Source organism: Pseudomonas sp. H1h (assembly GCF_000633255.1).
GTDB lineage: Bacteria > Pseudomonadota > Gammaproteobacteria > Pseudomonadales > Pseudomonadaceae > Aquipseudomonas.
This window is the reverse complement of the sequence record NZ_AYMJ01000016.1, coordinates 39,626-61,961: the sequence shown is the minus strand read 5'-3', so window position 1 is coordinate 61,961 and position 22,336 is coordinate 39,626. Positions and strand designations below refer to the sequence as shown.

The 22,336-nt window shown below is 59.4% G+C and carries 26 protein-coding genes, 2 tRNA genes and 1 pseudogene; 11 read left to right on the top strand and 18 right to left on the bottom strand.

Annotated features, from left to right (window positions below; translation table 11 throughout):
* Positions 1-27: 27 nt before the first annotated feature.
* From U862_RS0113955 to U862_RS31155, 3 genes and pseudogenes are all read left to right on the top strand, one after another.
* Positions 28-438 carry an MbcA/ParS/Xre antitoxin family protein gene (locus U862_RS0113955; protein ID WP_007961687.1) on the top strand — a complete coding sequence of 137 codons (411 nt, stop codon included), beginning with the start codon at positions 28-30 and terminating at the stop codon, positions 436-438.
* A complete protein-coding gene (locus U862_RS0113950) occupies positions 435-1,115 on the top strand; it encodes an RES family NAD+ phosphorylase (protein WP_025110954.1) in 681 nt (226 codons plus the stop codon). The genes U862_RS0113955 and U862_RS0113950 overlap by 4 nt, the downstream gene beginning before the upstream one ends.
* 77 nt (positions 1,116-1,192) lie before the next feature.
* Positions 1,193-1,318 (top strand): annotated as a pseudogene (locus U862_RS31155) (transcriptional regulator); the annotation flags it as partial.
* Between the two features lie 131 nt (positions 1,319-1,449).
* On the opposite strand, the gene U862_RS0113940 reads toward U862_RS31155, so the two are convergent.
* The 6 genes from U862_RS0113940 to U862_RS0113915 all read right to left on the bottom strand — a co-directional run bounded on the left by U862_RS0113940 (position 1,450) and on the right by U862_RS0113915 (position 6,158).
* Positions 1,450-1,525 (bottom strand) — tRNA-Thr (locus U862_RS0113940).
* Between the two features lie 420 nt (positions 1,526-1,945).
* Positions 1,946-3,181, bottom strand: coding sequence for a methyltransferase (locus U862_RS0113935; RefSeq protein WP_025110953.1), 1,236 nt, complete (start codon positions 3,179-3,181; stop codon positions 1,946-1,948).
* On the bottom strand, positions 3,162-3,851 hold the full coding sequence (locus tag U862_RS0113930) for an ABC transporter permease (RefSeq protein WP_025110952.1): 690 nt from the start codon (positions 3,849-3,851) through the stop codon (positions 3,162-3,164). Before U862_RS0113930 ends, U862_RS0113935 begins: the two co-directional genes overlap by 20 nt.
* On the bottom strand, positions 3,848-4,543 hold the full coding sequence (locus tag U862_RS0113925; protein ID WP_025110951.1) for an ABC transporter permease: 696 nt from the start codon (positions 4,541-4,543) through the stop codon (positions 3,848-3,850). Before U862_RS0113925 ends, U862_RS0113930 begins: the two co-directional genes overlap by 4 nt.
* A gap of 78 nt (positions 4,544-4,621) precedes the next feature.
* Positions 4,622-5,371 (bottom strand): ABC transporter substrate-binding protein, encoded by a 750-nt coding sequence (locus U862_RS0113920; RefSeq protein ID WP_025110950.1) that lies wholly within the window; start codon positions 5,369-5,371, stop codon positions 4,622-4,624.
* Between the two features lie 13 nt (positions 5,372-5,384).
* A complete protein-coding gene (locus U862_RS0113915) occupies positions 5,385-6,158 on the bottom strand; it encodes an ABC transporter ATP-binding protein (RefSeq protein WP_025110949.1) in 774 nt (257 codons plus the stop codon).
* 552 nt (positions 6,159-6,710) lie between these two features.
* Between U862_RS0113915 and gabP the strand changes: the two genes are divergently transcribed.
* Positions 6,711-8,102 (top strand): GABA permease, encoded by a 1,392-nt coding sequence (gabP, locus tag U862_RS0113910; protein ID WP_025110948.1) that lies wholly within the window; start codon positions 6,711-6,713, stop codon positions 8,100-8,102.
* Between the two features lie 71 nt (positions 8,103-8,173).
* Here gabP and vapC read toward each other — a convergent pair whose 3' ends face one another.
* The 6 genes from vapC to U862_RS0113880 form a co-directional block, all read right to left on the bottom strand.
* A complete protein-coding gene (gene vapC, locus U862_RS0113905) occupies positions 8,174-8,581 on the bottom strand; it encodes a tRNA(fMet)-specific endonuclease VapC (protein ID WP_025110947.1) in 408 nt (135 codons plus the stop codon).
* Entirely contained in the window at positions 8,581-8,811 is a 231-nt protein-coding gene (gene vapB / locus U862_RS0113900) for a type II toxin-antitoxin system VapB family antitoxin (RefSeq protein WP_025110946.1), read from the bottom strand. The genes vapC and vapB overlap by 1 nt, the downstream gene beginning before the upstream one ends.
* A 166-nt stretch (positions 8,812-8,977) precedes the next feature.
* Positions 8,978-9,430 carry a hypothetical protein gene (locus U862_RS0113895; RefSeq protein WP_025110945.1) on the bottom strand — a complete coding sequence of 151 codons (453 nt, stop codon included), beginning with the start codon at positions 9,428-9,430 and terminating at the stop codon, positions 8,978-8,980.
* A gap of 6 nt (positions 9,431-9,436) precedes the next feature.
* Entirely contained in the window at positions 9,437-9,850 is a 414-nt protein-coding gene (locus tag U862_RS0113890; protein ID WP_025110944.1) for a hypothetical protein, read from the bottom strand.
* Positions 9,851-9,878: 28 nt separating this feature from the next.
* Positions 9,879-10,853 (bottom strand): alpha/beta fold hydrolase, encoded by a 975-nt coding sequence (locus tag U862_RS0113885; RefSeq protein WP_025110943.1) that lies wholly within the window; start codon positions 10,851-10,853, stop codon positions 9,879-9,881.
* A gap of 67 nt (positions 10,854-10,920) precedes the next feature.
* Positions 10,921-11,979: a YhcG family protein gene (locus U862_RS0113880; RefSeq protein WP_025110942.1), complete on the bottom strand. Its 1,059-nt coding sequence runs from the start codon at positions 11,977-11,979 to the stop codon at positions 10,921-10,923.
* Positions 11,980-12,236: 257 nt separating this feature from the next.
* Here U862_RS0113880 and U862_RS0113875 point away from each other — a divergent pair, with 257 nt between their 5' ends.
* A complete protein-coding gene (locus U862_RS0113875) occupies positions 12,237-12,677 on the top strand; it encodes a hypothetical protein (protein WP_029977657.1) in 441 nt (146 codons plus the stop codon).
* Between the two features lie 84 nt (positions 12,678-12,761).
* Entirely contained in the window at positions 12,762-13,043 is a 282-nt protein-coding gene (locus U862_RS0113870; RefSeq protein WP_025110941.1) for a YceK/YidQ family lipoprotein, read from the top strand.
* Positions 13,044-13,056: 13 nt separating this feature from the next.
* Here U862_RS0113870 and U862_RS0113865 read toward each other — a convergent pair whose 3' ends face one another.
* The 6 genes from U862_RS0113865 to U862_RS0113840 all read right to left on the bottom strand — a co-directional run bounded on the left by U862_RS0113865 (position 13,057) and on the right by U862_RS0113840 (position 17,897).
* Positions 13,057-13,551, bottom strand: a complete 495-nt coding sequence (locus U862_RS0113865) for a hypothetical protein (RefSeq protein ID WP_256214681.1) — start codon at positions 13,549-13,551, stop codon at positions 13,057-13,059.
* Positions 13,552-13,675: 124 nt separating this feature from the next.
* Positions 13,676-13,751, bottom strand: a tRNA-Phe gene (locus tag U862_RS0113860).
* 103 nt (positions 13,752-13,854) lie between these two features.
* A complete protein-coding gene (locus tag U862_RS0113855) occupies positions 13,855-14,127 on the bottom strand; it encodes an oxidative damage protection protein (RefSeq protein WP_025110939.1) in 273 nt (90 codons plus the stop codon).
* The gene (mutY, locus tag U862_RS0113850) at positions 14,124-15,191 is read right to left on the bottom strand and encodes an A/G-specific adenine glycosylase (RefSeq protein ID WP_025110938.1); all 1,068 of its coding nucleotides are present in this window, start codon (positions 15,189-15,191) and stop codon (positions 14,124-14,126) included. Before mutY ends, U862_RS0113855 begins: the two co-directional genes overlap by 4 nt.
* Positions 15,188-17,413 carry an AsmA family protein gene (locus U862_RS0113845; protein ID WP_025110937.1) on the bottom strand — a complete coding sequence of 742 codons (2,226 nt, stop codon included), beginning with the start codon at positions 17,411-17,413 and terminating at the stop codon, positions 15,188-15,190. The genes mutY and U862_RS0113845 overlap by 4 nt, the downstream gene beginning before the upstream one ends.
* Positions 17,414-17,492: 79 nt before the next feature.
* Positions 17,493-17,897 carry an acetyl-CoA sensor PanZ family protein gene (locus U862_RS0113840; RefSeq protein WP_025110936.1) on the bottom strand — a complete coding sequence of 135 codons (405 nt, stop codon included), beginning with the start codon at positions 17,895-17,897 and terminating at the stop codon, positions 17,493-17,495.
* A gap of 223 nt (positions 17,898-18,120) precedes the next feature.
* On the opposite strand from U862_RS0113840, the gene U862_RS0113835 reads away from it, so the two are divergent.
* The 5 genes from U862_RS0113835 to hisA all read left to right on the top strand — a co-directional run bounded on the left by U862_RS0113835 (position 18,121) and on the right by hisA (position 22,329).
* Positions 18,121-19,785 (top strand): OFA family MFS transporter, encoded by a 1,665-nt coding sequence (locus U862_RS0113835; RefSeq protein WP_025110935.1) that lies wholly within the window; start codon positions 18,121-18,123, stop codon positions 19,783-19,785.
* Positions 19,786-20,056: 271 nt separating this feature from the next.
* Positions 20,057-20,650 carry an imidazoleglycerol-phosphate dehydratase HisB gene (gene hisB, locus U862_RS0113830; protein WP_007909204.1) on the top strand — a complete coding sequence of 198 codons (594 nt, stop codon included), beginning with the start codon at positions 20,057-20,059 and terminating at the stop codon, positions 20,648-20,650.
* Positions 20,650-21,288 carry an imidazole glycerol phosphate synthase subunit HisH gene (hisH, locus tag U862_RS0113825; protein WP_025110934.1) on the top strand — a complete coding sequence of 213 codons (639 nt, stop codon included), beginning with the start codon at positions 20,650-20,652 and terminating at the stop codon, positions 21,286-21,288. Before hisB ends, hisH begins: the two co-directional genes overlap by 1 nt.
* Positions 21,289-21,549: a DUF2164 domain-containing protein gene (locus tag U862_RS0113820; protein WP_025110933.1), complete on the top strand. Its 261-nt coding sequence runs from the start codon at positions 21,289-21,291 to the stop codon at positions 21,547-21,549. It abuts the gene before it with no gap.
* Between the two features lie 42 nt (positions 21,550-21,591).
* Positions 21,592-22,329: a 1-(5-phosphoribosyl)-5-[(5-phosphoribosylamino)methylideneamino]imidazole-4-carboxamide isomerase gene (hisA, locus tag U862_RS0113815; RefSeq protein ID WP_003220753.1), complete on the top strand. Its 738-nt coding sequence runs from the start codon at positions 21,592-21,594 to the stop codon at positions 22,327-22,329.
* The last annotated feature ends 7 nt before the right edge of the window (positions 22,330-22,336 follow it).

The following is a 22,336-nucleotide window of genomic DNA, read 5'->3' as shown; positions in this document are numbered from 1 at the left end:
AGCATTCACTCAGCAATGGAGGCGGCCGTGCCTACCTCATCCCCAGCCCTCACCCCGCGTGAACAACTCGACGTCCCCGAAGCCGGGCGCGTCGCGCTGAAGTTTTTCTTCAACCTCATGGAGCGCTGGGGCTGCAACGCCGAGCAGCAACGCACTTTGCTGGGTGGCGTCGGCAACACCACGTTCTACAAGTACAAACACCTGCCGCCGAACATTCGCCTGCCGCACGACACGCTAGAGCGCATCTCGTACCTGATGGGCATTCACAAGGCGTTGAGCATCATCTTCAGCAACAGCCGCGAGCGCGCCTACACGTGGGTCAGCAGCCCCAACACGGCTGCGCCATTCAATGGCCGAACGGCGCTGGATTACATGCTTGCCGGGAGGGTGGTCGACATCGCTGACGTTCGCCGTTACCTAGACGGGGTGCGCGGGTGAAGGCTCCGCCGCTGGCCGAGCCGCAATGGCCGAAAGCCTATCGGATCGTCAACAGCAGCTTCCCGCCGATTGCGCTGTTCGAAGACGTGCTCGACCCCGAAGACCTGGAAATCGCCTACGCGCTGGAAGCGCTGACCAACGATCGCCTGATCGAACAGGCCGGCGTCCTCGCCCGCGTGCGCCCCGAAGACCGACTCTCCGGCCCCGGTTCCACCCCGGTGATGGCGGCATTTACCCACGTCGGCAAAAGCAGCCGCTTCACCGACGGCACCTTCGGCGTCTACTACGCCGCCAGCAGCCAGGCCGCCGCCATCGCCGAAACCTGCTATCACCAGGAACGTTTCCTCGCGGCCACCCACGAAGCGGATCTTGAGCTGACCATGCGGACTTACGTCAATCGCGTGGTTAAGCCGCTGCACGATGTTCGTCACGACTTTCCCGACTTGCATCAGCCCGATCCGGGCGCCTATGGCCCGTCTCAGGCGTTTGCCCGACAACTGCGCGAGTCTGAATCCTGGGGGCTGCTCTACAACAGCGTGCGCCTCCCGGGCCATGAATGTGTCGCCGCGTTCCGGCCGCCGGCGGTGTCGATTCCGAAGCAGGGCAAGCATCTGCGTTATGTGTGGAGTGCGAGCCAGTGCAGGATTTCGTTTGTGTTTGAGATTAGTCAGGTGTGAAAAGCGAGGCGGCATACGTGTCATTATTCGACAACCTGCGCAGCCGTTCTTAAGCAACTGAAGGATGAAAATCAGCGATGGCCAATGAGCTGGAGCAATTCCAGAAGGGCTTGCTGGACTCTGTACGTCAGATGAAGGCCGGGCAGGCTGCACGTGTTACGGAAGTGCTTTGCTCTGCACCGGCAGACACAAGTGCCTCGCTGACGAGCCATTCAGATTAACGACTATTTTTGATTATCCGGCCGTTAAAGCCAATGTGGACGTCATGTGGACGTCATGTGGACGTTCCAAAAACAACAAAGCCCCTGCATTTCTGCAGGGGCTTTGTTTTGTATGGTGCCGGCACCAGGAGTCGAACCCGGGACCTACTGATTACAAGTCAGTTGCTCTACCAACTGAGCTATACCGGCGTGTGGGCGACGATTATAGCGATTGGGTTGGTTCTGTAAACCCCTGAATTCAGACTATTTTTACGCAGGCGCTGGATCAGGCGTGGCTTGGGCTGTGTCGTCGGGTTTTCAGCTGCAAAACCGGGCTTCCTGGCGGCCAATCCAGCCTGAGCGTGAGGGCAGTATTTTTGCACTGCTCAAGCACCCATTTCACCCGTTTATGCCCTTTTGATTGGAAGCTTATGCACAACGGGTGGGCGCAACGGCGGTGTTGCGGGGGATTTTGTGGACATGTTCTCATTTTGCTCGCAACGCCCTGTTTTACAGGTTTTTTATCTATGTGAACAAAAAATGACCAATGCTGTTGCGGTCGCGTAACGGCGATGGATATTGGATCCACGGGAAAACCATCAACAGAGTTATCCACAGGCTGGAAAGGATTTAACTCCGTTCGGCCAGCAGCAGAAAATTACGTGGGGTCAGTGGGGTGTCGCAGAAGGTGCCGAGGCGTACGACATATCCCTGCTCTACGAGGAAAAGTGCCCGATCCAGATTCAGCCAAAGCTCCAGCGGTCGTCGGAACAGTCCGCGCAGCAATTCCAGGTTGCGAACTTCGGCCAAGCGCTGCCAACCAGCGACTTCCAACGCCTGCCAATCGGGCGTGCCGAGTGTGGATAACTCCTTCAATGCGGCCAGATCGCGACAGTAATCAGCGAAGGGTTTTTCCAGCCAGGCGCTGGGCAGGGGCGGGGTGGGCAGGTATTCGTCTACTCCGCGCACTTGTCGCTGCAGCAGGTCGAAGGCCAGACGACGGGCCATGGAGGTGTCGCGCTGACGTCGGACTCTTGCACCGGCGGTGACGGTTTCACTCATGGGCAGTGCAAGATCTTCGAGTGACAGCTGTAGGGCGGATCGCAAGCCCGCGCAGGACAATGCCCGGTACTCGTTGCGATTGATCCGGTTGTAGCAGCACGGGGCGATGGCCATTCGCTCACATCCGGCTGCGCTCGCCAATTGCATCAGACGCACATGCAGGTCACCGCAGGCGTGCAGGGCGACGGGAGTGTGTTGAGCGCTCAACACGGTTGCGGCGTTTGATGCCAGTACATCCTGCTCGACATGCAGAGCGTGCAGATGATGCCGCTGACTCAGCGCCTGACCGCTGGCAACCAGCGCCGGATCGTATTCGACACAAGTCAGTTGTTGTCCCGCACCCAAAAGACGCCGACCCAAATGCCCCTTGCCAGAACACCAGTCCAGCCAATGCGTTGGCTGCGAGGCGAAAGACAAACGACTGGCGAACGCCTCGATCTGCTGCCACTTGCGCCCCGGCACATCGACGTTCAAGCGATGGCTTGCTGTTTCAAGCGCATGCCCCGGCAACTCACCGACCGCGCTCAGCGCAGCCGACAACGCCGCCAATGAAGCGAACGGCTCCGGCGCATCGAGGAGATCGGCAGGATGGTTATGCACCCGCTCTGCATCTTCCAGCGATCGTCCGCGTAGCCACGAAGCCAATTCGGGGTAGGCGGTTTCCCACGGAAGCGAAAGATGGGTGAACGGACGAGGTTTCCACAGCGCCTGATGCTCGATCAAAAAAGCATCCTGCGCGGTGAAGCGGGCGAGTAGGTCCTCGCCCGTCAGCACGTAGGAAGGATCAACGCCCTTGGCAGGCATCGACGCGCAACCAGCGCTCCAGCAGCTTGAAGCCGCGCACCAGCACGTAGGACATCAGCAGATAGAACACGCCGGCGGCGAAGAAGATTTCCACCGGCAGGTAGGTGCGGGCGATGATCGTGCGGGCCATTCCGGTCAGTTCCAGCAGGGTCACGGTGCTCGCCAGCGCACTGGCCTTGAGCATCAGGATCACTTCGTTGCTGTAGGCCGGCAGACCGATGCGCGCCGCACGCGGCAGCATGATGTAGAACATCGCCTTGGGTTTGGACATGCCCAGGGCCCGCGCCGCTTCGATTTCCCCGGGTGGAATCGCCTGGATCGCGCCGCGCAGGATCTCGGCGATGTAAGCCGCGGTGTGCAGGGTCATGGTCGCAGTAGTACACCAGAACGGATCGCGCAGGTACGGCCACATCGCGCTGTTACGGACCGCGTCGAACTGCGCCAGGCCGTAGTAGACGAGGAACAGTTGCACCAGTAACGGCGTGCCACGGAAAAAGAAGATGTAGGCGTAGGGCAAAGCGCGCACGTACCACAGCTTCGAAGAGCGGGCGATGCCCAGGGGAATTGCCAGCAGCAGGCCGGCAATCACTGCAATGGCTACCAGCTCCAGGGTCAGGGTCGCGCCCTGCGCCAGTTTCGGCAGCCACTTGATGATCACTTCCCAATTCATGAAGCGCTCCTCGCAAAGCCGCGAGCGGCGCGTTTTTCCAGGAAGTGCATGCCGGTCATCGCCAGCACTGTGAGGCCCAGGTACATGACTGCGGCCACCAGATAGAAGGTGAACGGTTGCTTCGAGACGGTCACGCCGATCTGCGCGTGACGCATGATTTCTTCCAGGCCGATCACCGACACCAACGCGGTGTCTTTCATCAGGATCATGAACAGATTGCCCAGGCCCGGCAGGGCAATGCGCCACATCTGCGGCATGATCAGCCTGGTGAAGATCCGCCATTTCGACAGGCCCAGCGCCACGCCGGCTTCACGGTGGCCCTTGGGAATGGCGAGAATCGCGCCGCGGAACACTTCCGTGGCATAGGCGCCAAAGCACAGGCCCAGCGCAATGACGCCGGCGGCGAAGGCACTGAGTTGCAGATCGGGATTGCCGAAAAACTCACCAAGGCTGCGCATCAGGTTGACTGTACCGAAGTAGATCAACAGCACCCAGAGCAATTCCGGGACGCCACGCACCAAGGTCGAATAAGTGCCGCCAAGCCATTGCAGCGGCTTGTACGGGGAAGTCTTGGCCAAGGCGCCGAGCAGACCGAGCACCAGTCCAAGACACAGGGCGGTGAGAGCCAGTTTGACGGTCATCAGCGCGCCGGCGGCGAGGGCCGGGCCGAATCCGTAGAGGTCGATAATCATGGATTTCTGTTCAAATTGCGGCAGGCAAAGTCGGGAGCCGACGCCGTTGAGTCACGGCGCCAGTCCCACAGGTCAGGATCAATAGATGCTGAACGGGAAGTACTTGTCGTTGATCTTCTTGTAGGTACCGTCGGCGACGATTTCCTTCAGTGCGGCGTTCAGCTTCTCGCGCAGCGGATCGCCTTTACGTACAGCGATGCCGATCTTGTCGCTTTCCACGACCGGGTCGCCTTTGAACTCGTAGTTCTTGCCGGCGTCGCTTTTCAGCCAGTCATAGTTGGCGTACTTGTCGGCGAGGATGGCGTCGACACGACCGGAAGTCAGGTCCAGGTAGGCGTTTTCCTGGGTGTCGTAGAGGCTGACCTTGATGTCATCACCGTAGGTGTCTTCCAGCCAGGTACCGGCCAGCGTCGCACGCTGCGTACCGATGGTTTTGCCTTTGAGCGAATCCTTGTCGGTTTTGAAGTCGACGTTTTTCGGCGCAATGAACTGCAGCTTGTTCGAGTAGTACGGGTCGGTGAAGTCCACCGCGCCCTTGCGCTCTTCGGTGATCGACAGCGAAGACACCAGGAAGTCGAACTTCTTGGCGTTCAGCGCAGGGATGATGCCGTCCCAGTCGGATGTGACGACGGTGCACTCGACTTTCATCTTGGCGCACAGGGCGTCGCCGATGTCTTTGTCGAAGCCGACCACGTTGCCGCTCGCGTCTTTGTTATTGAACGGCGGGTACGCCGCTTCGATGCCCATCTTCAGGGTCTCGGCCATGGCACCGGCGCTGAATGCGAGGGTGACGGCGGCAGCCAGGAAGACCTTCTTGAAATTCTGCATGCATGTTGCTCCGTTAGCGGTTGCTGGACATGAATTGTTTGCAGCGCGCCGAAAGCGGGTTTTCGAACACCTGCTGAGGCGATCCTTGCTCTTCCACCAACCCCTGGTGGAGGAACACCACTTCGCTGGAGACCTGACGGGCAAAGCCCATTTCGTGAGTCACCAACAGCATGGTGCGGCCTTCTTCGGCCAATGCGCGGATGACACTAAGTACTTCCTGAACCATTTCCGGGTCAAGGGCGGAGGTGGGCTCGTCGAACAGAATCACCTTCGGTTGCATCGCCAGGGTGCGGGCGATGGCCGCGCGTTGTTGCTGGCCACCGGACAATTGCGCCGGGTAGGCGTGGCGTTTGTCGGCGATGCCGACCTTGGCCAGCAGCGCTTCGGCCACTTCGATGGCTTCAGCCTTGCTCTGGCCTAGCACCCGACGCGGAGCTTCGATGATGTTGTCGAGCACGCTCATGTGCGGCCACAGATTAAAGTTTTGAAACACAAAACCAATCTCGGAGCGCAGGCGGTTGATCTGTTTGCCGTCGGCGGCAACCAGTTCGCCATTCTTGGCGGCCTTGAGCTTGAGCTCTTCACCGGCCACCAGGATCTGGCCCTGGTGCGGATTTTCCAACAGGTTGATGCAACGCAGGAACGTGGACTTGCCGGAACCGGAGGAACCGAGGATCGAGATCACATCGCCGTCGCGGGCGGTCAGCGAGATGCCTTTGAGCACCTCAAGCTGTCCGTAGCGTTTGTGCAAGTTGCGGATTTCAAGCGCGGGCGTGGCCTCAGCCATGTGCGTTCCTCATATATGTTGCGCTCCTGCTGTTGGCTGGCCTTCCTGGCGAGGCGGCCAAGCTAGCATAGCGTTTCAATGGCAGCCAACAGCGCTACGGGCGGTAAGCGGATGGCGTGTGGCAGGTTGTCGCATCGGCACAGCAGACTGTCGCCCCATCAACAACCGAACGGGTGTTTGATCGTGCAAACCCGTGGGCGTCGCGTAAAAAAAGGCGCGATGTTGCCAGCTTTGGCGGGGTGTTGGAAGCGCTATCCGGCCGAACGTTCCTGAATTGCCCTTTTATTGTGCATCCCACACTTTTTCAGTGTGTTTCTGGTGCGCTCGTTCGTTTGAAAAGTGAGTCGCAGGGTAACGCTCTGGCAAATTGCCATTAATTTTAAGGACTTGCGATGACTGTCCGGTCGCGTTCAAAGCCGCGGGCCAGAAGAGTTTGAAACATTTTGGCGCATTTATTGCGTGCAGAATCCGGAACGCCCCGTTGGTTTCTTTTTACGAGAAGGAAAGCCAGACGGGACGGACGCAATCGCTTTCCTTGCAAAGGTAGTTTCGATGAGCAGTACCCCAAGCTCCAATGGCCTCGAACAGGGGCTCAAACCGCGTCATGTGACCATGTTGTCGATCGCCGGTGTGATCGGCGCCGGTCTGTTCGTTGGCTCCGGCCACGCTATCGCTGCCGCCGGCCCTGCCGTGCTGTTGGCCTACGCCGCCGCCGGTACCCTGGTGGTGCTGGTGATGCGCATGCTCGGTGAGATGGCTGTGGCCTCGCCCGACACCGGCTCGTTCTCGACTTACGCCGACCGTGCCATCGGGCATTGGGCCGGTTTCACCATCGGCTGGCTCTACTGGTGGTTCTGGGTCCTGGTGATCCCGCTGGAGGCCAACGCCGCCGCGACCATCTTGCACGCATGGTTCCCGAGTGTAGGCATTTGGGCGTTTGCGTTGATCATTACCCTGCTGCTCACCGTGACCAACCTGTTCAGCGTGAAAAACTACGGTGAATTCGAATTCTGGTTTGCCCTGATCAAAGTGCTGGCGATCATCGGCTTCATCATCCTCGGTCTGGCGGCCATCTTCGGCTTCCTGCCAAACAGCCAGGTCAGCGGCGTTTCGCACCTGTTCGACTCCGGCGGCTTCCTGCCAAACGGCATGGGCGCAGTACTGGGCGCGATCCTGACCACCATGTTCTCGTTCATGGGCACCGAAATCGTGACCATCGCAGCCGCGGAATCGAAGAACCCGGGCAAGCAAATCTCCAAGGCCACCAACTCTGTTATCTGGCGGATCGGCCTGTTCTATCTCGTCTCGATCTTCATCGTCGTGGCCTTGGTGCCGTGGAACGATCCGACCCTGGCCAACCTCGGTTCCTATCAGACCGTGCTTGAGCGCATGGGCATTCCGAACGCGAAAATGATCGTCGACATCGTGGTACTGGTCGCGGTGACCAGCTGCCTGAACTCGGCGCTGTACACCTCGTCGCGTATGCTGTTCTCCCTGGGCAAGCGCGGTGACGCGCCAGCCATGTCGACCCGCACCAACAAAAGCGGCACGCCTTACTGGGCGGTGATGCTGTCCACTGGCGCGGCGTTCCTCTGCACCTTTGCCAACTACGTGGCGCCGGCTGCGGTGTTCGAGTTCCTGCTGGCCAGCTCCGGCGCCATCGCGCTGCTGGTGTACCTGGTGATCGCGTTCTCGCAACTGCGCATGCGCAAACAGCGCATGGCCCGCGGCGAGAAAATCGTCTTCAGCATGTGGCTGTTCCCGGGCCTGACCTACGCGGTGATCATCTTCATCGTCGCGGCCCTGACCATCATGCTGTTCCAGGAAGCCCACCGCGTGGAAATCCTCGCGACCGGCCTGCTGAGCCTGTTGGTGGTCGCTGCCGGCCTGCTGGTAGCACGCCGTCGCAAGCTGGAAAAACGTGGTGCGGTGGTGCTCAACTGACCCGTAGCGCGTAATGCAAAACGGCCGCTGTCAGTGATGACGAGCGGCCGTTTTTGTTTGGGAACGGTGGATTATTCAGGGTGCACCCAATCTTCTGTGCGCAATCCGGAAACACGTTCAAATTCCCGTACATTGTTCGTCACCACAATAAGGCCTTGTGAGCGCGCGTGACCGGCGATCATTTGGTCATAGGGGCCAATAGGTGTTCCTGCTCTAGCCAGCTCAGATCGAATCATTCCGGCCTGCGCTGCTGCGTCATTGTCAAAAGCCAAGACTTCCAGTCGAGCAACGAATCCTTCGACAACCGAAAGATTCTTTTCGGGGGCCGCCGACTTTTCAGCGCCGTAGATAAGCTCCATGAGCGTGATAGCGCTGATGCACAATTGTCCGGAATGTCGGTTGAACGCTTCTCGGACAATTTGTGGTTTGTTCTTGATGGTGAAAATACAGACGTTGGTATCCAGCATGTATTTGATCATCAGAACGACTCACGCTCCTGATCATTGGGTTGCTCACGGTCAACCATGAAATCAGCGGAAACGTTATCGCCATCGAACCAGCTATCCCAGCTTTCTCCGGCAGGTGTGATGACGCGTGTTCTGCCGATGGCGATCACTTCAACGCGTTTGACATCGCTGGGCATTGCGACTGCCTTGGGCAGTCGAACGGCCTGGCTTCTATTGCTCATGAAAATTGTGGTTTGTTCCATATTCGGCCTCCAATGTCTGCGTCTGCAATGAAGCAAGAATAGGTTGCGGTTGGGATATGTCAATGGGATATACATTGCTCTCGGACGGAGGGCTTTCGAATCGCCCAAATAAAAAAACGGCCGCTGTCAGTGATGACGAGCGGCCGTTTTTGTTTCGGAGCGGGGTTTATTCGCTCTTTTCTTCCTGCGTATCCATCGACTTGCCGTAAGTATCCAGCGCAACCCCGAAGTCGGTGATGAACTGCGGCTCGCTCAGCCAGGCCTGTGCGGTTTCGATGTCCATGCCGTCGGCCCACATGCGGTAGTCGATCAGCATGTCGGCGGCCAGGTGGGTGGCGGCCATGCCTTCGTTTTCGGCGTTTTCCATGTCCAGCAGCTCAGGATGGTCAACGATGATGAACGCCAGCTCACGCAGCAACGTCAGCAGCATGTCGTTGCGGCTGACGGCTTCGGCGTCGCGCATTTTGCTGAACATTGCCAGGGTGTATTCAGGGATCGGCTCGGCCAGATGCCCGAGATCATCGTCCTGGTCCAGCGGCTTACGGCCGACCATGCGGATCTGCTTGGCTTTGGCCTTGGCGCGTTTGGCGCGTTTCTGTTGCTTGTTCAGGGATGCCATGGGAACTCAGTTCTTCTGTTGGGTTTGTGCGGCGATCGCGTCGGACGCCGCCACATAGTCGGCCTGGAAGGCCGGGGATTCGATCCAGGCCAGCGCGCCGGCTTCGTCGGTCTCTTTCGACCACTGGCGATACTCGATCAGTGCGGCGAGGATGAAGTCCATCGCACCTTCTTCGCCCTCTTGCTCGTAGACCAACTCGAGCAACGGGTCTTCGAGGAACGCGGTGCACAGCGCTTGCTGGCTGATCTTCTCGGCGTCGATCATTTTCTTGAACAATTCGGTCAGGTCCACCGACTCGAAATCGATGCGGTCATCGTTCGGATCCAGTTCGACCGGCGCCTCGGCGCGTTTGGTGCGGTTCTGCTTGGCCTTGGTCTTGGCCCGGGCGGCGCGTTTTTGCTGCTTGTTGGCGGAGGCCATGGTGTGTTCCGTCGTGCGTGGAAAGGGCTCAGCTGCGCGGTACTGTCCGCCCGGGTGAGTCGGGGGCCAGCTCGCCGGTTTGCAGCCAGGTCAGAGCGATGGGCCATAGTGTGGCTTGGTATGCGCTGCGAAAAAAGGCGAAATGTCCGACTTGTTGTTCGCCAATGTCCTGCGGCTCGATGCGCAGGTGGGTTTTGTGCGCATGGCTGAAGTAGCCGAGCAGGCGTTCGATGGCTGCGACGGTGCCGTAGGGGTCGTCGCTGATGCTGATCGCCAGGGTCTTGGCGCGGACGTTGGCGAAGGGCAGTCGCCCGGAAGCCTTCAGCAGTCTGCGGCCGCTCGGGCGTTGCTCATATCGCGCTGTAGGCGTGCTCCAGTCGCGTACGACGCCGGCGGGCGTGTCCTCCAGCCAGCCGAGGCGCTTGCCGGGGAAATAGCCACAGAAGCGCGTCAGCAGCGGCATCAGCAAATGCCATTTGCCGAACATGCGCCAGCGCTGTTCCGACGCATAGTCGCGCCAGTAAGCGAACTGCGCGCCGACCGTCACCAGCCGACGAATGACCTGTCCCGACTCGCCAAGCCCAGCTGCGCAGCCGCCGAAGCTGTGACCGACCACGTCGATGGGCTGGCCGGGGAATTCCCGTTGTGCGCGTTTTAGCATCGCCTCGAAATCCAGCGCACCCCAATCGGTCCATGAGGCCTCGAGGCCTTTCAGGGTTGCCGGGCGGGATTCGCCGATACCCCGGTAGTCATAGGTGATCACGTCGAAACCGTTGGTGAACAGATAATCGGCGAAGCGCGAGTAATGTCGGCAGCGTACCGAGGTGGCAGCGTTGATGATGACCACCGGGCGTTGTGCATCGGGCAGGGTGTGCCGCCAGATGAAACCGCCGAGCACAAAGCTATCGGCGGCGACTTCCTTGAAAGCCTCGCCGTGTTTATCAGTCAAAGCCGGCGACTTTGACTGCGTGTCTTGCGTTGCTGGCGCATCCTGACAGCTCATCGCTTTCGACCTTTTCGAGGAGCTGCCAACAATAGTCTTAGCGCCATCCGGGAACAATCCGCAGTTGCTATTCCGAGGATTGAAGGCGCAGGCGTTCTTCGATCAAGGCCTGTTCCCGATTGAGTTCGGCGCGCAGTTCTTCCTCACTCGGCAGTATCGTCTTGTAACTGCTGGCAAACAGTTGCTCATTGCCCTTGAGCATCGAGTAACGCGCGACCGAGTCGTTGCTCTCGGCACACAGAATGATCCCGACGGTCGGCTTGTCGCCCTCACTGCGCTTGAGTTCGTCGTACATGCGCACGTACATGTCCATTTGCCCGACGTCGCCGGCGCTGAGCCGTCCGCGTTTGAGATCAATGATCACGAAGCATTTGAGCAAGTAGTTGTAGAACACCAGATCGATGTAAAGATCGTCGCCATCGGTACTGATGCGTTGTTGCCGAGCGACAAAGGAAAAGCCTTTACCCAGTTCCAGGAGAAAGCCCTGCAGATGGTCGATGCGGGCCTGCTCAAGACGGCTTTCCCTGACCTTGCCGGCCGACGGTAGCCCAAGAAATTCGAGTATGACGGGGTCGCGAATGAATTCCCGGGGATGGGGTTTCATGGCTGCAATGTGGGTGCTGGCTTCTTCGATCACATCGGCTTTGTCTCGACTCATCAGCAGTCGCTCGTAGTAGAGCGTATTGATCTGGCGATCAAGGGCGCGGCTGGACCAGTTCAGATTGGCGGTTTCTTCCACGTACCACTGGCGCGCTTTTGCGCTTTCGACCCGCAGCAGCCTGCGATAGTGAGTCCAGCTCAATTCGAGACGCAGTGCGTCTCGAATTGGGAACAACTGATAAAACAGGCGCATCTTCCGAAGATTGGTTTCATCAAACCCCTTCCCGAACTGCGCCGTCAAATCCTTCGCCAACAAGGCCAGCAGCTGCTTGCCATACCCCGCACGCTGGGCGCCTTGCTGCTCGAACTCGACAATATGCCGGCCGATCTGCCAACAGGTCTGCACTTGAATCGTATCAACCGCACGCAGCACTTTTTGCCGCGCCTGACGAATCAGTTCGCCCAATTCCCCCAGCAATGAATCGATGTTCGGGTCTTGCGCGTCAGTCGGTTTTACCTGGCTCATCGAGTCTTCCGCATGATTGGAAACAGATGCAAAGCATGCCAAGCGTCGCCGGCCGGCGATGTCGGGCGAGCCTGTGAAGGCAGCAGGAAGACGGGATGGGTATTGCAGGACGTTGCCGACAAAAGGCGTGGTTGCGAGCAATGATCTGTAGTCCATTTCGTACACGCGCCAAGTTCCAATCAATCTAAAACAAGCCTCGCGGGGCCAAATCTAAAAAAGGGTAACGATTGGGTTCTCTGAACCCGGGAGTCGCCATCATGAAAAACATTCGTTCATTCATGCTGCCGTTCGCCGCTGTCGGTTGGCTGCTGTTGCCTGTCATGTCGCAGGCCGCCAACCTGGAACCGGTCGACAGTGCCGGCGTGCAAGTCCAGCAACAACAGCAAAACGGCATCAACTACCTGTCCGGCGGGATCGGCCTGGACGAGTCAAAAGCCATCCAGCAAACCTCCGGCTACAACCTGCACATGACCTATTCGGTCGGCATGCAAAACGAGTACGCCGCCAACGTCGACGTGACGATTGAAAAAGCCTCGGGGCAACCTGTGCTGACGCTCAATCAGGCGGGGCCGCTGGTGTATGTGCAATTGCCACCAGGCAAGTACATCGTGCGAGCCACGCTCAATGGTCAGGAGCGGCGCGATGTGACTGACGTCGGCAGCGGCACGGCGCGCAATCTGGTGTTTCACTGGAGTTGAAGTGACTGGCGATTGATGCAGTCGTAAAGCAAGGGCGCGGGTACAATCCCGCGCCTTGTGTTTGGTGGCGAAGGAAGTGCGGGTTTGAAAGGGATTTTGCGCGTTGGCTCAGCGGTGAGCCTGGCTTTGTTGTTGGCCGGTTGTGGAACGATGATGGGGCGCATGAACGGTGCTTCTGAAGAGCCGTATTACAAAGGCGTCGATGGCAACTTGCACTTGCTCGGCGTGAGAGGGGGAGACGGCATGCCGTCCGCGGTCATCTGTTACATGATGATCGTTTGTCCGCTGATTACCGTCGTCTCCCTGCCGGTAGACGCTGCGCTCGACACGGTCTTGCTGCCGGTGGATTACGTCAACACCCTCTGAAGGGAGTCTTCACTTATTGCCGTGTGCGTTTGGCCTTCGGCTTGTCGGTTGGCTCGTGCGCCATTCGGTAAATCCATAATCCGATCCAGCTGATGGCCACCAGGAATACGGTGCCGATGCACTGCGACACGATCTCGAACCAATACATTCGGGGTTGTAGCGCGAGGGTGTAGGTATGGCGCGGGCCTGATCGGTTCCATGTGGTGATGGAGCCGCTGATCAAACTGTGGATGATCAGATAGATCGATGCGCCGATGACGAAGGCGATCAGCACGCCGACGAGTACCGTCAGCCAGAACGCTACCCGGCTCTGGCGATAGGGCGGCGGATGGGGCAGGGGCACGCGGGTTCTTTTCTGGTTCATCGAGTGGATGACCCTCTTCCTTAAGGTGCGGCCAAAGTAGCGCGGATCGCCATTCGCCGAAACCCGTCGAGGTTGAAAACTCAATGAGCAATGACAGATTTGCGTTGAGCGGGTCGATGCCTTGCCGATCGCCTGAAACGACAAAACCCGCGACGCCTGTGAAGGGCTCGCGGGTTTTTTCCGGGCTGCGCAAAAGGACTGATTGAGCCGTCATCAAATCGCAGGCATAAAAAAACCCTGAATCTTGCGATTCAGGGTTTTCGGTATTTGGTGCCCAGAGACGGAATCGAACCGCCGACACGGGGATTTTCAATCCCCTGCTCTACCGACTGAGCTATCTGGGCAACGGGGCGCATTAAAAGGGTTTTTCGGATTTACGTCAACGACTTTTTTAAAATTTCTTAAATTAATTCCGTCGCTTACGATCCGACCCCCGATTTGCGGGGTTTACTCTGCAGGCGGAACGTAGCCTTCGGCTTGAGCGTATTCCTCGCCGGAGAAGTACTTGTCCATTTCGCCCTGAAGAAATTTGCGATCTTCGGCGTTCATCATGTTCAGACGCTTTTCGTTGATCAGCAGGGTCTGGTGTTTCTGCCAATCAGCCCAGGCCTTGGCGGAGACGTGGTCGAAAATGTCCTGACCTTTGGCACCCGGGTACGGAGGGCGTTCCAGTCCTGGCAATTGTTCTTTGTACTTACGGCACATTACGGTGCGGGTCATGACGACTCTCCTGCATTCAAGACGGCGGCCGCGCGTTCGAGCAAGGTTTTGACCGGGGCAGCAAGGCCCAGGCGCGGCGGGGTGGCGAGGTTATACCAGAGCCAGTCGGCCTCGGCCACGTGATGGACGGCCTCCTGTACCTGAACCAGCCAGGGTTCGATGGACAGCTGGAAATGGCTGAACGTGTGGACAAGGCTCGGCAGCGCCTGCTGTTCGCCCATCGTCAGCGAGTGCTGATCGGCGAGGTGTTGCAGGTCGTCGAGGTCTTCGAGTTCCGGCAGGCTCCACAAACCGCCCCACAGGCCGCTGGAAGGGCGGCGATAAAGCAGAATCGCGCCTTCGCCATTGGCCAGCATCGGCATCAGTGTGCGTTTCTGCGGGATGGCTTTGCGCGGCTTGGGGATCGGGTAGCGCGTCTCCAGGCCGAGCATGTGTGCTTCGCAGCCCTTTTCCAACGGGCACAGCAGACAGCTCGGTTTGCTGCGGGTGCACAGCGTGGCGCCGAGGTCCATCATCGCCTGGGTGTAGGCGTTGACCCGATCGTGCGGCGTGAAACGCTCTGCGTTGGCCCACAGTTGCTTTGCGACCTTAGGCTCGCCCGGATACCCCTCTTGCGCAGTGAATCGCGCCAGAACGCGTTTTACGTTGCCGTCGAGGATCGGCGCGCGCAGGCCCATGCTGATGCTGGCGATAGCCCCGGCGGTGGACAGGCCGATACCCGGCAGATCCGTAAGCTTTTCGACGTCACGCGGAAATTCGCCGCCGTACTGGCTGACGACGATCTTCGCGGTCTTCTGCAGATTGCGCGCGCGGGTGTAGTAGCCCAGCCCGGTCCACAGGTGCAGCACTTCGTCCTCCGGTGCCTCGGCCAGCGCTTGAACCGTCGGCAGCGCGGCCATGAAGCGGTCGAAGTAATTGAGCACGGTGCTGACTTGGGTCTGCTGCAACATGATCTCCGAGACCCACACCCGATACGGATTGATGTCTTGCTGCCAAGGCAAATCGTGGCGGCCGTGGCGGTCGAACCATTCCAGCACCGCCGTGGAAAACTGCTCCGCTCTCATCGCTTGAACAGCCCCTTCAATGCGTTTTTCAGTTCCGGGCTGACTTTGTCGCCCAATTTCTCGTCGATCTTTTCACTGAGCTTGTCGCCGGCCATTTTGGTCGCGACCTGACCCAGGCGTTCGTTGTCCACGCGGCAGGCCTTGGCGCCCAGTTCCAGTGGGCCACGGCAGCGCAGCGGCCATTCGATGCCGACGAATTTCTCGCCGACCTGACAGGCCGGGTCCGGCATGGCGCTAGTGTCGCCTTCGACGATGATGCCGACGCGGTAATCCATGCCCAGCACCCGCAGGTCGATGTCGCCGTCACCGTTTACGGTCATGCCCGGGATGCGCACTTTCAGGTCCGGGTTGCTGGCGACGCCGTTGCGCAAGGTCAGGTTGCCCTTGAGCTCCTGAAATGGCGTGTCCTTGCCTCGCGGCTCGCCGCTGAGGGTTTTGCGGTTGAGGGTGGCGATGCCTTTGCACAGTTGCTGTTCAAGGTTGGCGTTGAGCAGCACGCCGTTGTTGATCACGAAACTGGCGTTGCCGTTGAGGGTTTCGATCAGCGCCTGTTGGCTGTTGCCGCTGCCGGTGATGCTGCTGGTCAGGGTAACCAGACCTTTGGCCGGCGGGTTCTTGCCCTGGCTTTCGAGGATTTTCTCGACCGGCACGCGGTTGATCCGGGTCTGCAGATTCAGCACTGGCGCGCTCGGGCGCACGTCGAGGGTGCCCTTGGCTTCGAAGTCGCCGTTGTACAGGCCGCCGCGCAGGTTCTCCAGCGTCAACAGGCCGCCCTGGCCGTTGGCCTTGAGTGCGGCGTTCTGGATCGGCAGCTTGTCGAGGGTCAGTTGGCCGAAGCTCAGGTCGGCGTCGACATCAAGTTTGGCCAGGCGCTCGACCGGCAATAGACGCTCGGTGCTCCAGGCGCTTTTGCTCGGTTTGTCCGGCAGCGGTGTGGAGCCGGCACCGGCCATGGCATCGGCTTCGGTACTGGCGACTTCGGCCTGACGCACCTGTGTGGCATTTTTGGCCTTGTCCGATTTCGGCGGCAGGTAACGGTCGACGTCGAAGGTGTCAGCCTTGAGGGTCGCCCGCAGCGACTGTTTGGCGAAGTCTTCAACGGCAATGCGCCCGCTGAAGCTGCTGTCGTCGAGTTTCAGGTTGATGTTGTCGAGGGCGATGCTGGTCGGCGTGGCGGCCACGCGGCTGACCAGTTCGACCTTGCTCAGGCTGCCGGGCGCCATCGCCGGCAGCGTCTGGCCGATGCTGTCGACGAATTTCGCCAGATCGAACTGGGCGATCGAGAGGCCGCCAGTGATCTGCGGGGTCTTGTCGAGATTGTTGGCTTTCAGCTCGCCCAGGGCGCGCAACTGGTTGGCAGAAATCTTGATCCCGGTCCATTCGGCGACGTTCGCGGCTTTGTCCAGCAGTACCTGGCCTTGCGCAGAGAAGGTCATGGTCTTGCCTTGCAGCGGATCGCCAGTCAGTTCGCCGGACAGTTTCATGTCTTCGAACTTGTAGCGTTGCAGGGCGCGCTCGATGCGCAGCTCGCCGTTGAGCTCGGTACGCACCCGCAGCACCGGCTGGTTGGTGCTGAGGAACGCCGTGGCTTTCAGCGGAATATTGGTCGAATCGTGTACCGCGCCGGTGCTTAGCTGGATGCTTTCGGCGCTGTACTGCTTGCCGGTCAGCTCGTCGTTGTATTCAACGCGGGCGTTGTTGACGGTCAGGCTGTCGATGTCGAGCCGGATTGGCTGCGGCGGTTTTTCCGGCTGGGCGGCGGCCTCAGCAGCGGGAGCGCTGGCTGGCGCCGGGCTGCCGGCAGGCGTGGCGGGAGGTGGCAGTTTGCCGATGTCTTCCCAGTTGCCGTGGCCGTTCTTGTCGCGTTTCAGGCGCAGGTTCAAGCCTTCGACACGCACGTCGCTCATCTGCACTTCGCGGCGCAACAGCGGCAGCACGCGCACGGACAGACCGAGCATCTGCAGATCGGCATACGGTTCGGCCGGATTGATCAGGGTGGCGACGCTGGCCTCATGCAGTTCCAGGCCGAGCCACGGGAACAGGCTCCAGCCGATATCGCCATTGAGCGTCAGCTCGATGTGGGCCTTGTCGCGGGCTATCTGGCGGATCTCGTCTTTGTAGTCGTTGGGATCAAAGAGGTGGGTCAGGGCGAAGCCCGCCGCCACAATGATCAGCAACAGCCCGAGAAGTACCAGACCCAGGATTTTGCCGAACGCTTTCATGGGCGAGTCCTTGTAATTTAGTCGAATTCGTAATTTAGCCGGGGAGTATAGCGCTGCATCCGCCCGATTCGGGGCGCAGTCATGTAGCGATTACTTCTAGCGGCACTTGCAGTTTGGCGGCCAGCGCCTGCGCCTCAAGGTGTCCGGCAGGGGCTAGCAAGCGCAGTTGTGCACCCGCTTGCGACGCCATTTTTTGCGCTTGGTTCACCAGCCGCTCGGCCACCCCACGGCGTCGGGTAACTTTTCTCACACATAAATGGGACAAGTACCAAACAGTGTCATGCCTTGTCAGACGCGCCGCACCGAGCAGGCGATCATTGAAACGTCCTGCAATCAAAGACCCGTCAGCCAGGCTGCTTTCGATCAGCCGGGCGTCCCCGCAATACGGTGCGAACAGCCATTGCGGGGCGTCACGATAGATTTTCTGCAAGTCCTGTTGATCCTGATAGCTGGCATCGTTCAGCGCTTGGACAACGATCGGCATGGCTTTTTCCTGAGAGGGAGGAGATCAGATGACACGAAAAAGGTGATATCAGTTTGGTTTTTCTGTCACGTGCAAATGGTAACCTTCGCCGGTTCGTCCGTCCTTCTGCGACGTAACGTCGCGCCTCAAGGAGCTTCACCTTAAAAAACGGTCATGCCTGCGTGCATTAAGGCCGAGGGTGAACAGTGGCTGGCGAACCATACTAATAATTGGGGGATACACAATGAGCACGAGCATCACGGCGGGCGGCCTGCAAGCCGACCAGCCTGCGTTCCTGTCCAAGGAGCGCATTATCGCCAAGCCCGGTTTCAACCGCTGGCTGGTTCCACCGGCCGCGCTGGCCATTCACCTATGCATCGGCATGGCCTACGGCTTCTCGGTGTTCTGGTTGCCGCTGTCCAAGGCGCTGGGCGTTACTGCTCCAGTGGCTTGCGCACCGGACATGAGCTTCATCGCACAAGTATTTTCGTCGCAATGCGACTGGCCGATCTCGATGCTCGGCTGGATCTACACCCTGTTCTTCATCTTCCTCGGCTGCTCGGCAGCCATCTGGGGTGGCTGGCTGGAACACGCAGGCCCGCGCAAGGCTGGCGTTGTGTCGGCACTGTGCTGGTGCGGCGGTCTGCTGATCTCGGCGCTGGGCATCTATACCCACCAGATCTGGCTGATGTGGATTGGCTCCGGGGTGATCGGGGGTATCGGTCTGGGTCTGGGCTACATTTCGCCGGTATCGACCCTTATCAAGTGGTTCCCGGACAAACGCGGCATGGCCACAGGCATGGCGATCATGGGCTTTGGTGGCGGCGCGATGGTCGGTGCACCACTGGCTGCAGCGCTGATGGGCCACTTCGCTTCGCCAACCAGCGTCGGCGTGTGGCAGAGCTTTCTGGTGATGGCTGCGATTTACTTCGTGTTCATGATCGGTGGCGCGTTGTCCTACCGCGTTCCGCCAACCGGCTGGAAGCCTGAAGGCTGGACCGCGCCGGCGAAAAAAGCCTCGAACTCGATGATCACCCACCGTCACGTGCACGTGAATGTGGCGTGGAAAACCCCGCAATTCCGTCTGGTGTGGCTGGTGCTGTGCCTGAACGTGTCCGCCGGTATCGGCATTCTGGGCATGGCCTCGCCACTGCTGCAGGAAGTGTTCGGCGGCAAGCTGCTGGGCGTTGACGTGCCGTTCGGTCAACTGGACGCCGGGCAACTGGCTTCGATTGCTGCCATCGCGGCCGGCTTCACCGGTCTGCTGAGCCTGTTCAACATTGGTGGCCGGTTCTTCTGGGCTTCGTTCTCGGACTACCTGGGTCGCAAAAACACTTACTTCGTGTTCTTCGCCCTTGGTTTTGCCCTGTACGCGTTGATCCCGAACATGGGCCATCTGGGCAACGTTGCGCTGTTCGTGGCGGCGTTCTGCATCATCCTGTCGATGTACGGCGGTGGTTTTGCGACTGTTCCGGCGTACCTGGCCGACCTGTTCGGTACGCAAATGGTCGGTGCGATCCACGGTCGCCTGCTGACTGCCTGGGCGGCGGCCGGCGTGCTCGGTCCGGTGCTGGTGAACTACCTGCGTGAGTATCAACTGAGCATCGGCGTTGAGCGCGCGGCCGCTTACGACATCACCCTGTACATCCTCGCCGGCCTGCTGGTGCTGGGTTTCCTGTGCAACCTGCTGGTGCGTCCGGTGGACGACAAGTACTTCATGACTGACGCCGAACTGGCTGCAGAGCAGGCGCTAGGCCACGACAAAGGTGCCGACGCCAGCACGGTTCTGGAGTGGAAAGCCGCACCGGGCAGCAAGCCGCTGGCGATCGCCGCGTGGCTGGTGGTGGGGATTCCGTTGGCGTGGGGTGTGTGGGTGACCCTGCAGAAGACGGCGGTACTGTTTCACTAAGTAAACGGTAAAACGCAGTACCCCTGTGGGAGCGGGCTTGCTCGCGAATACGGAGTGTCAGTCGACATCAATGTTGGCTGACCCACCGTTTTCGCGAGCTGGCTCGCTCCCACATTTTTTTTTGGGGTGCCTGTAATGGCTTGTATGGACATGTCTACCCGCGACAGCCGGGGCTTCTGTCCGTCAGGCATATTGCGTCTCGTGTTTCTGTTTCGGCCCCGCGTGCCTATAATGGCTGCCTTTTTCGCCCAATGATTTTGCGGAGCTGGTGATGGCCGAACGTAAGGCGTCTGTCGAGCGCGACACTCTGGAAACCCAGATCAAAGCCTCGATCAACCTTGATGGCACCGGAAAGGCCCGATTCGATATCGGTGTACCTTTTCTTGAGCACATGCTGGATCAGATCGCCCGTCACGGGTTGATCGACCTGGATATTGAATGCAAGGGCGATCTGCATATCGACGACCACCATACCGTGGAAGACGTTGGTATCACCCTCGGCCAGGCCTTCGCCAAAGCCATCGGCGACAAGAAAGGCATCCGTCGCTACGGCCATGCCTACGTGCCGCTCGATGAAGCGCTGTCGCGCGTGGTCATCGACTTCTCCGGCCGCCCAGGCCTGCAGATGCACGTGCCTTACACCCGCGCTACCGTTGGCGGCTTCGACGTTGACCTGTTCCAGGAATTCTTCCAGGGCTTCGTCAACCACGCACTGGTCAGCCTGCACATCGACAACCTGCGTGGCACCAACACGCACCACCAGATCGAAACCGTGTTCAAGGCTTTCGGCCGCGCCCTGCGCATGGCCGTCGAGCTGGATGAGCGCATGGCCGGGCAAATGCCATCGACCAAAGGCGTTCTGTAATGCAGACGGTTGCAGTTATCGACTACGGCATGGGCAACCTGCACTCGGTGGCCAAGGCTCTGGAGCACGTCGGTGCCGGCAAGGTGCTGATCACCAGCGATGCAGACGTGATCCGCGAAGCCGATCGCGTGGTATTCCCCGGTGTTGGCGCAATTCGCGACTGCATGGCGGAGATCCGTCGCCTCGGTTTCGATTCGCTGGTGCGTGAAGTCAGTCAGGATCGTCCGTTCCTCGGCATCTGTGTCGGCATGCAAGCCTTGCTCGACACCAGTGAAGAGAACGATGGCGTCGATTGCATCGGCCTGTTCCCGGGGGCGGTGAAGTTCTTCGGCAAAGATCTGCACGAAGACGGCGAGCACCTGAAAGTCCCGCACATGGGTTGGAACGAAGTGAAGCAGAAGGTCAGCCACCCGCTGTGGCATGACATTCCGGACATGGCGCGTTTCTACTTTGTGCACAGCTACTACATCGCGGCTGCCAACGCGCGGCAGGTGGTGGGTGGCGGTCATTACGGCGTCGACTTCGCTGCGGCGCTGGCCGATGGCTCGCGTTTCGCCGTGCAGTTCCACCCGGAGAAGAGCCATACCCATGGCCTGCAATTGCTGCAGAACTTCGCCGCGTGGGACGGTCGCTGGTAAATGGCTGTCAAGAAGTCCAAACCGCCGATCCTGACCCTCACTCCCGAACAGGAGAACGAGGCCAATCGCAAGATTCAGCGGTTCATGGAAGACCGTTTCGAACTGGACCTGGGTTCGTTCGAGGCGGCGGAAATTCTTGAGCTGTTTACCCGCGAAATTGCTCCGCACTATTACAACAGGGCGATTTTCGATGTGCAGACCCACCTCAAAGAGCGGTTTGAAAGCATCGAAAGCGACCTGTGGGCGCTCGAGAAAAACTGATTTCCGAGCCAAGCTGAACATTCAAATTTGAAGGTTTGCCAGATGCTGATTATTCCCGCTATCGATCTCAAAGACGGTGCCTGCGTACGTCTGCGCCAGGGCCGCATGGAAGATTCCACAGTGTTCTCCGATGACCCGGTGAGCATGGCTGCCAAGTGGGTGGAGGGCGGTTGCCGCCGTCTGCATCTGGTCGATCTGAACGGCGCTTTCGAAGGTCAGCCGGTCAACGGCGAAGTGGTCACCGCCATCGCCAAGCGCTACCCGACTCTGCCGATCCAGATCGGCGGCGGCATTCGCTCGCTGGAAACCATCGAACACTACGTCAAGGCGGGCGTCAGCTACGTGATCATCGGCACCAAAGCCGTTAAAGATCCGGCCTTCGTCGCTGAAGCCTGCCGCGCGTTCCCGGGCAAGATCATCGTCGGTCTGGATGCCAAGGACGGTTTTGTCGCCACCGATGGCTGGGCTGAAATCAGCACCGTGCAAGTCATTGATCTGGCCAAGCAGTTCGAGGCCGACGGCGTGTCCTCGATCGTTTATACCGACATCGCCAAAGACGGCATGATGCAGGGCTGCAACGTACCGTTCACCGCAGCCCTGGCCGCTGCCACGAAGATCCCGGTGATCGCGTCCGGCGGCATTCACAACCTGGGTGACATCAAGTCGCTGCTCGACGCCAAGGCGCCGGGCATCATCGGCGCAATCACCGGCCGGGCGATCTACGAAGGCACTCTCGACGTCGCCGAAGCGCAAGCTTTCTGCGACTCGTACCAAGGCTGAGGACTGA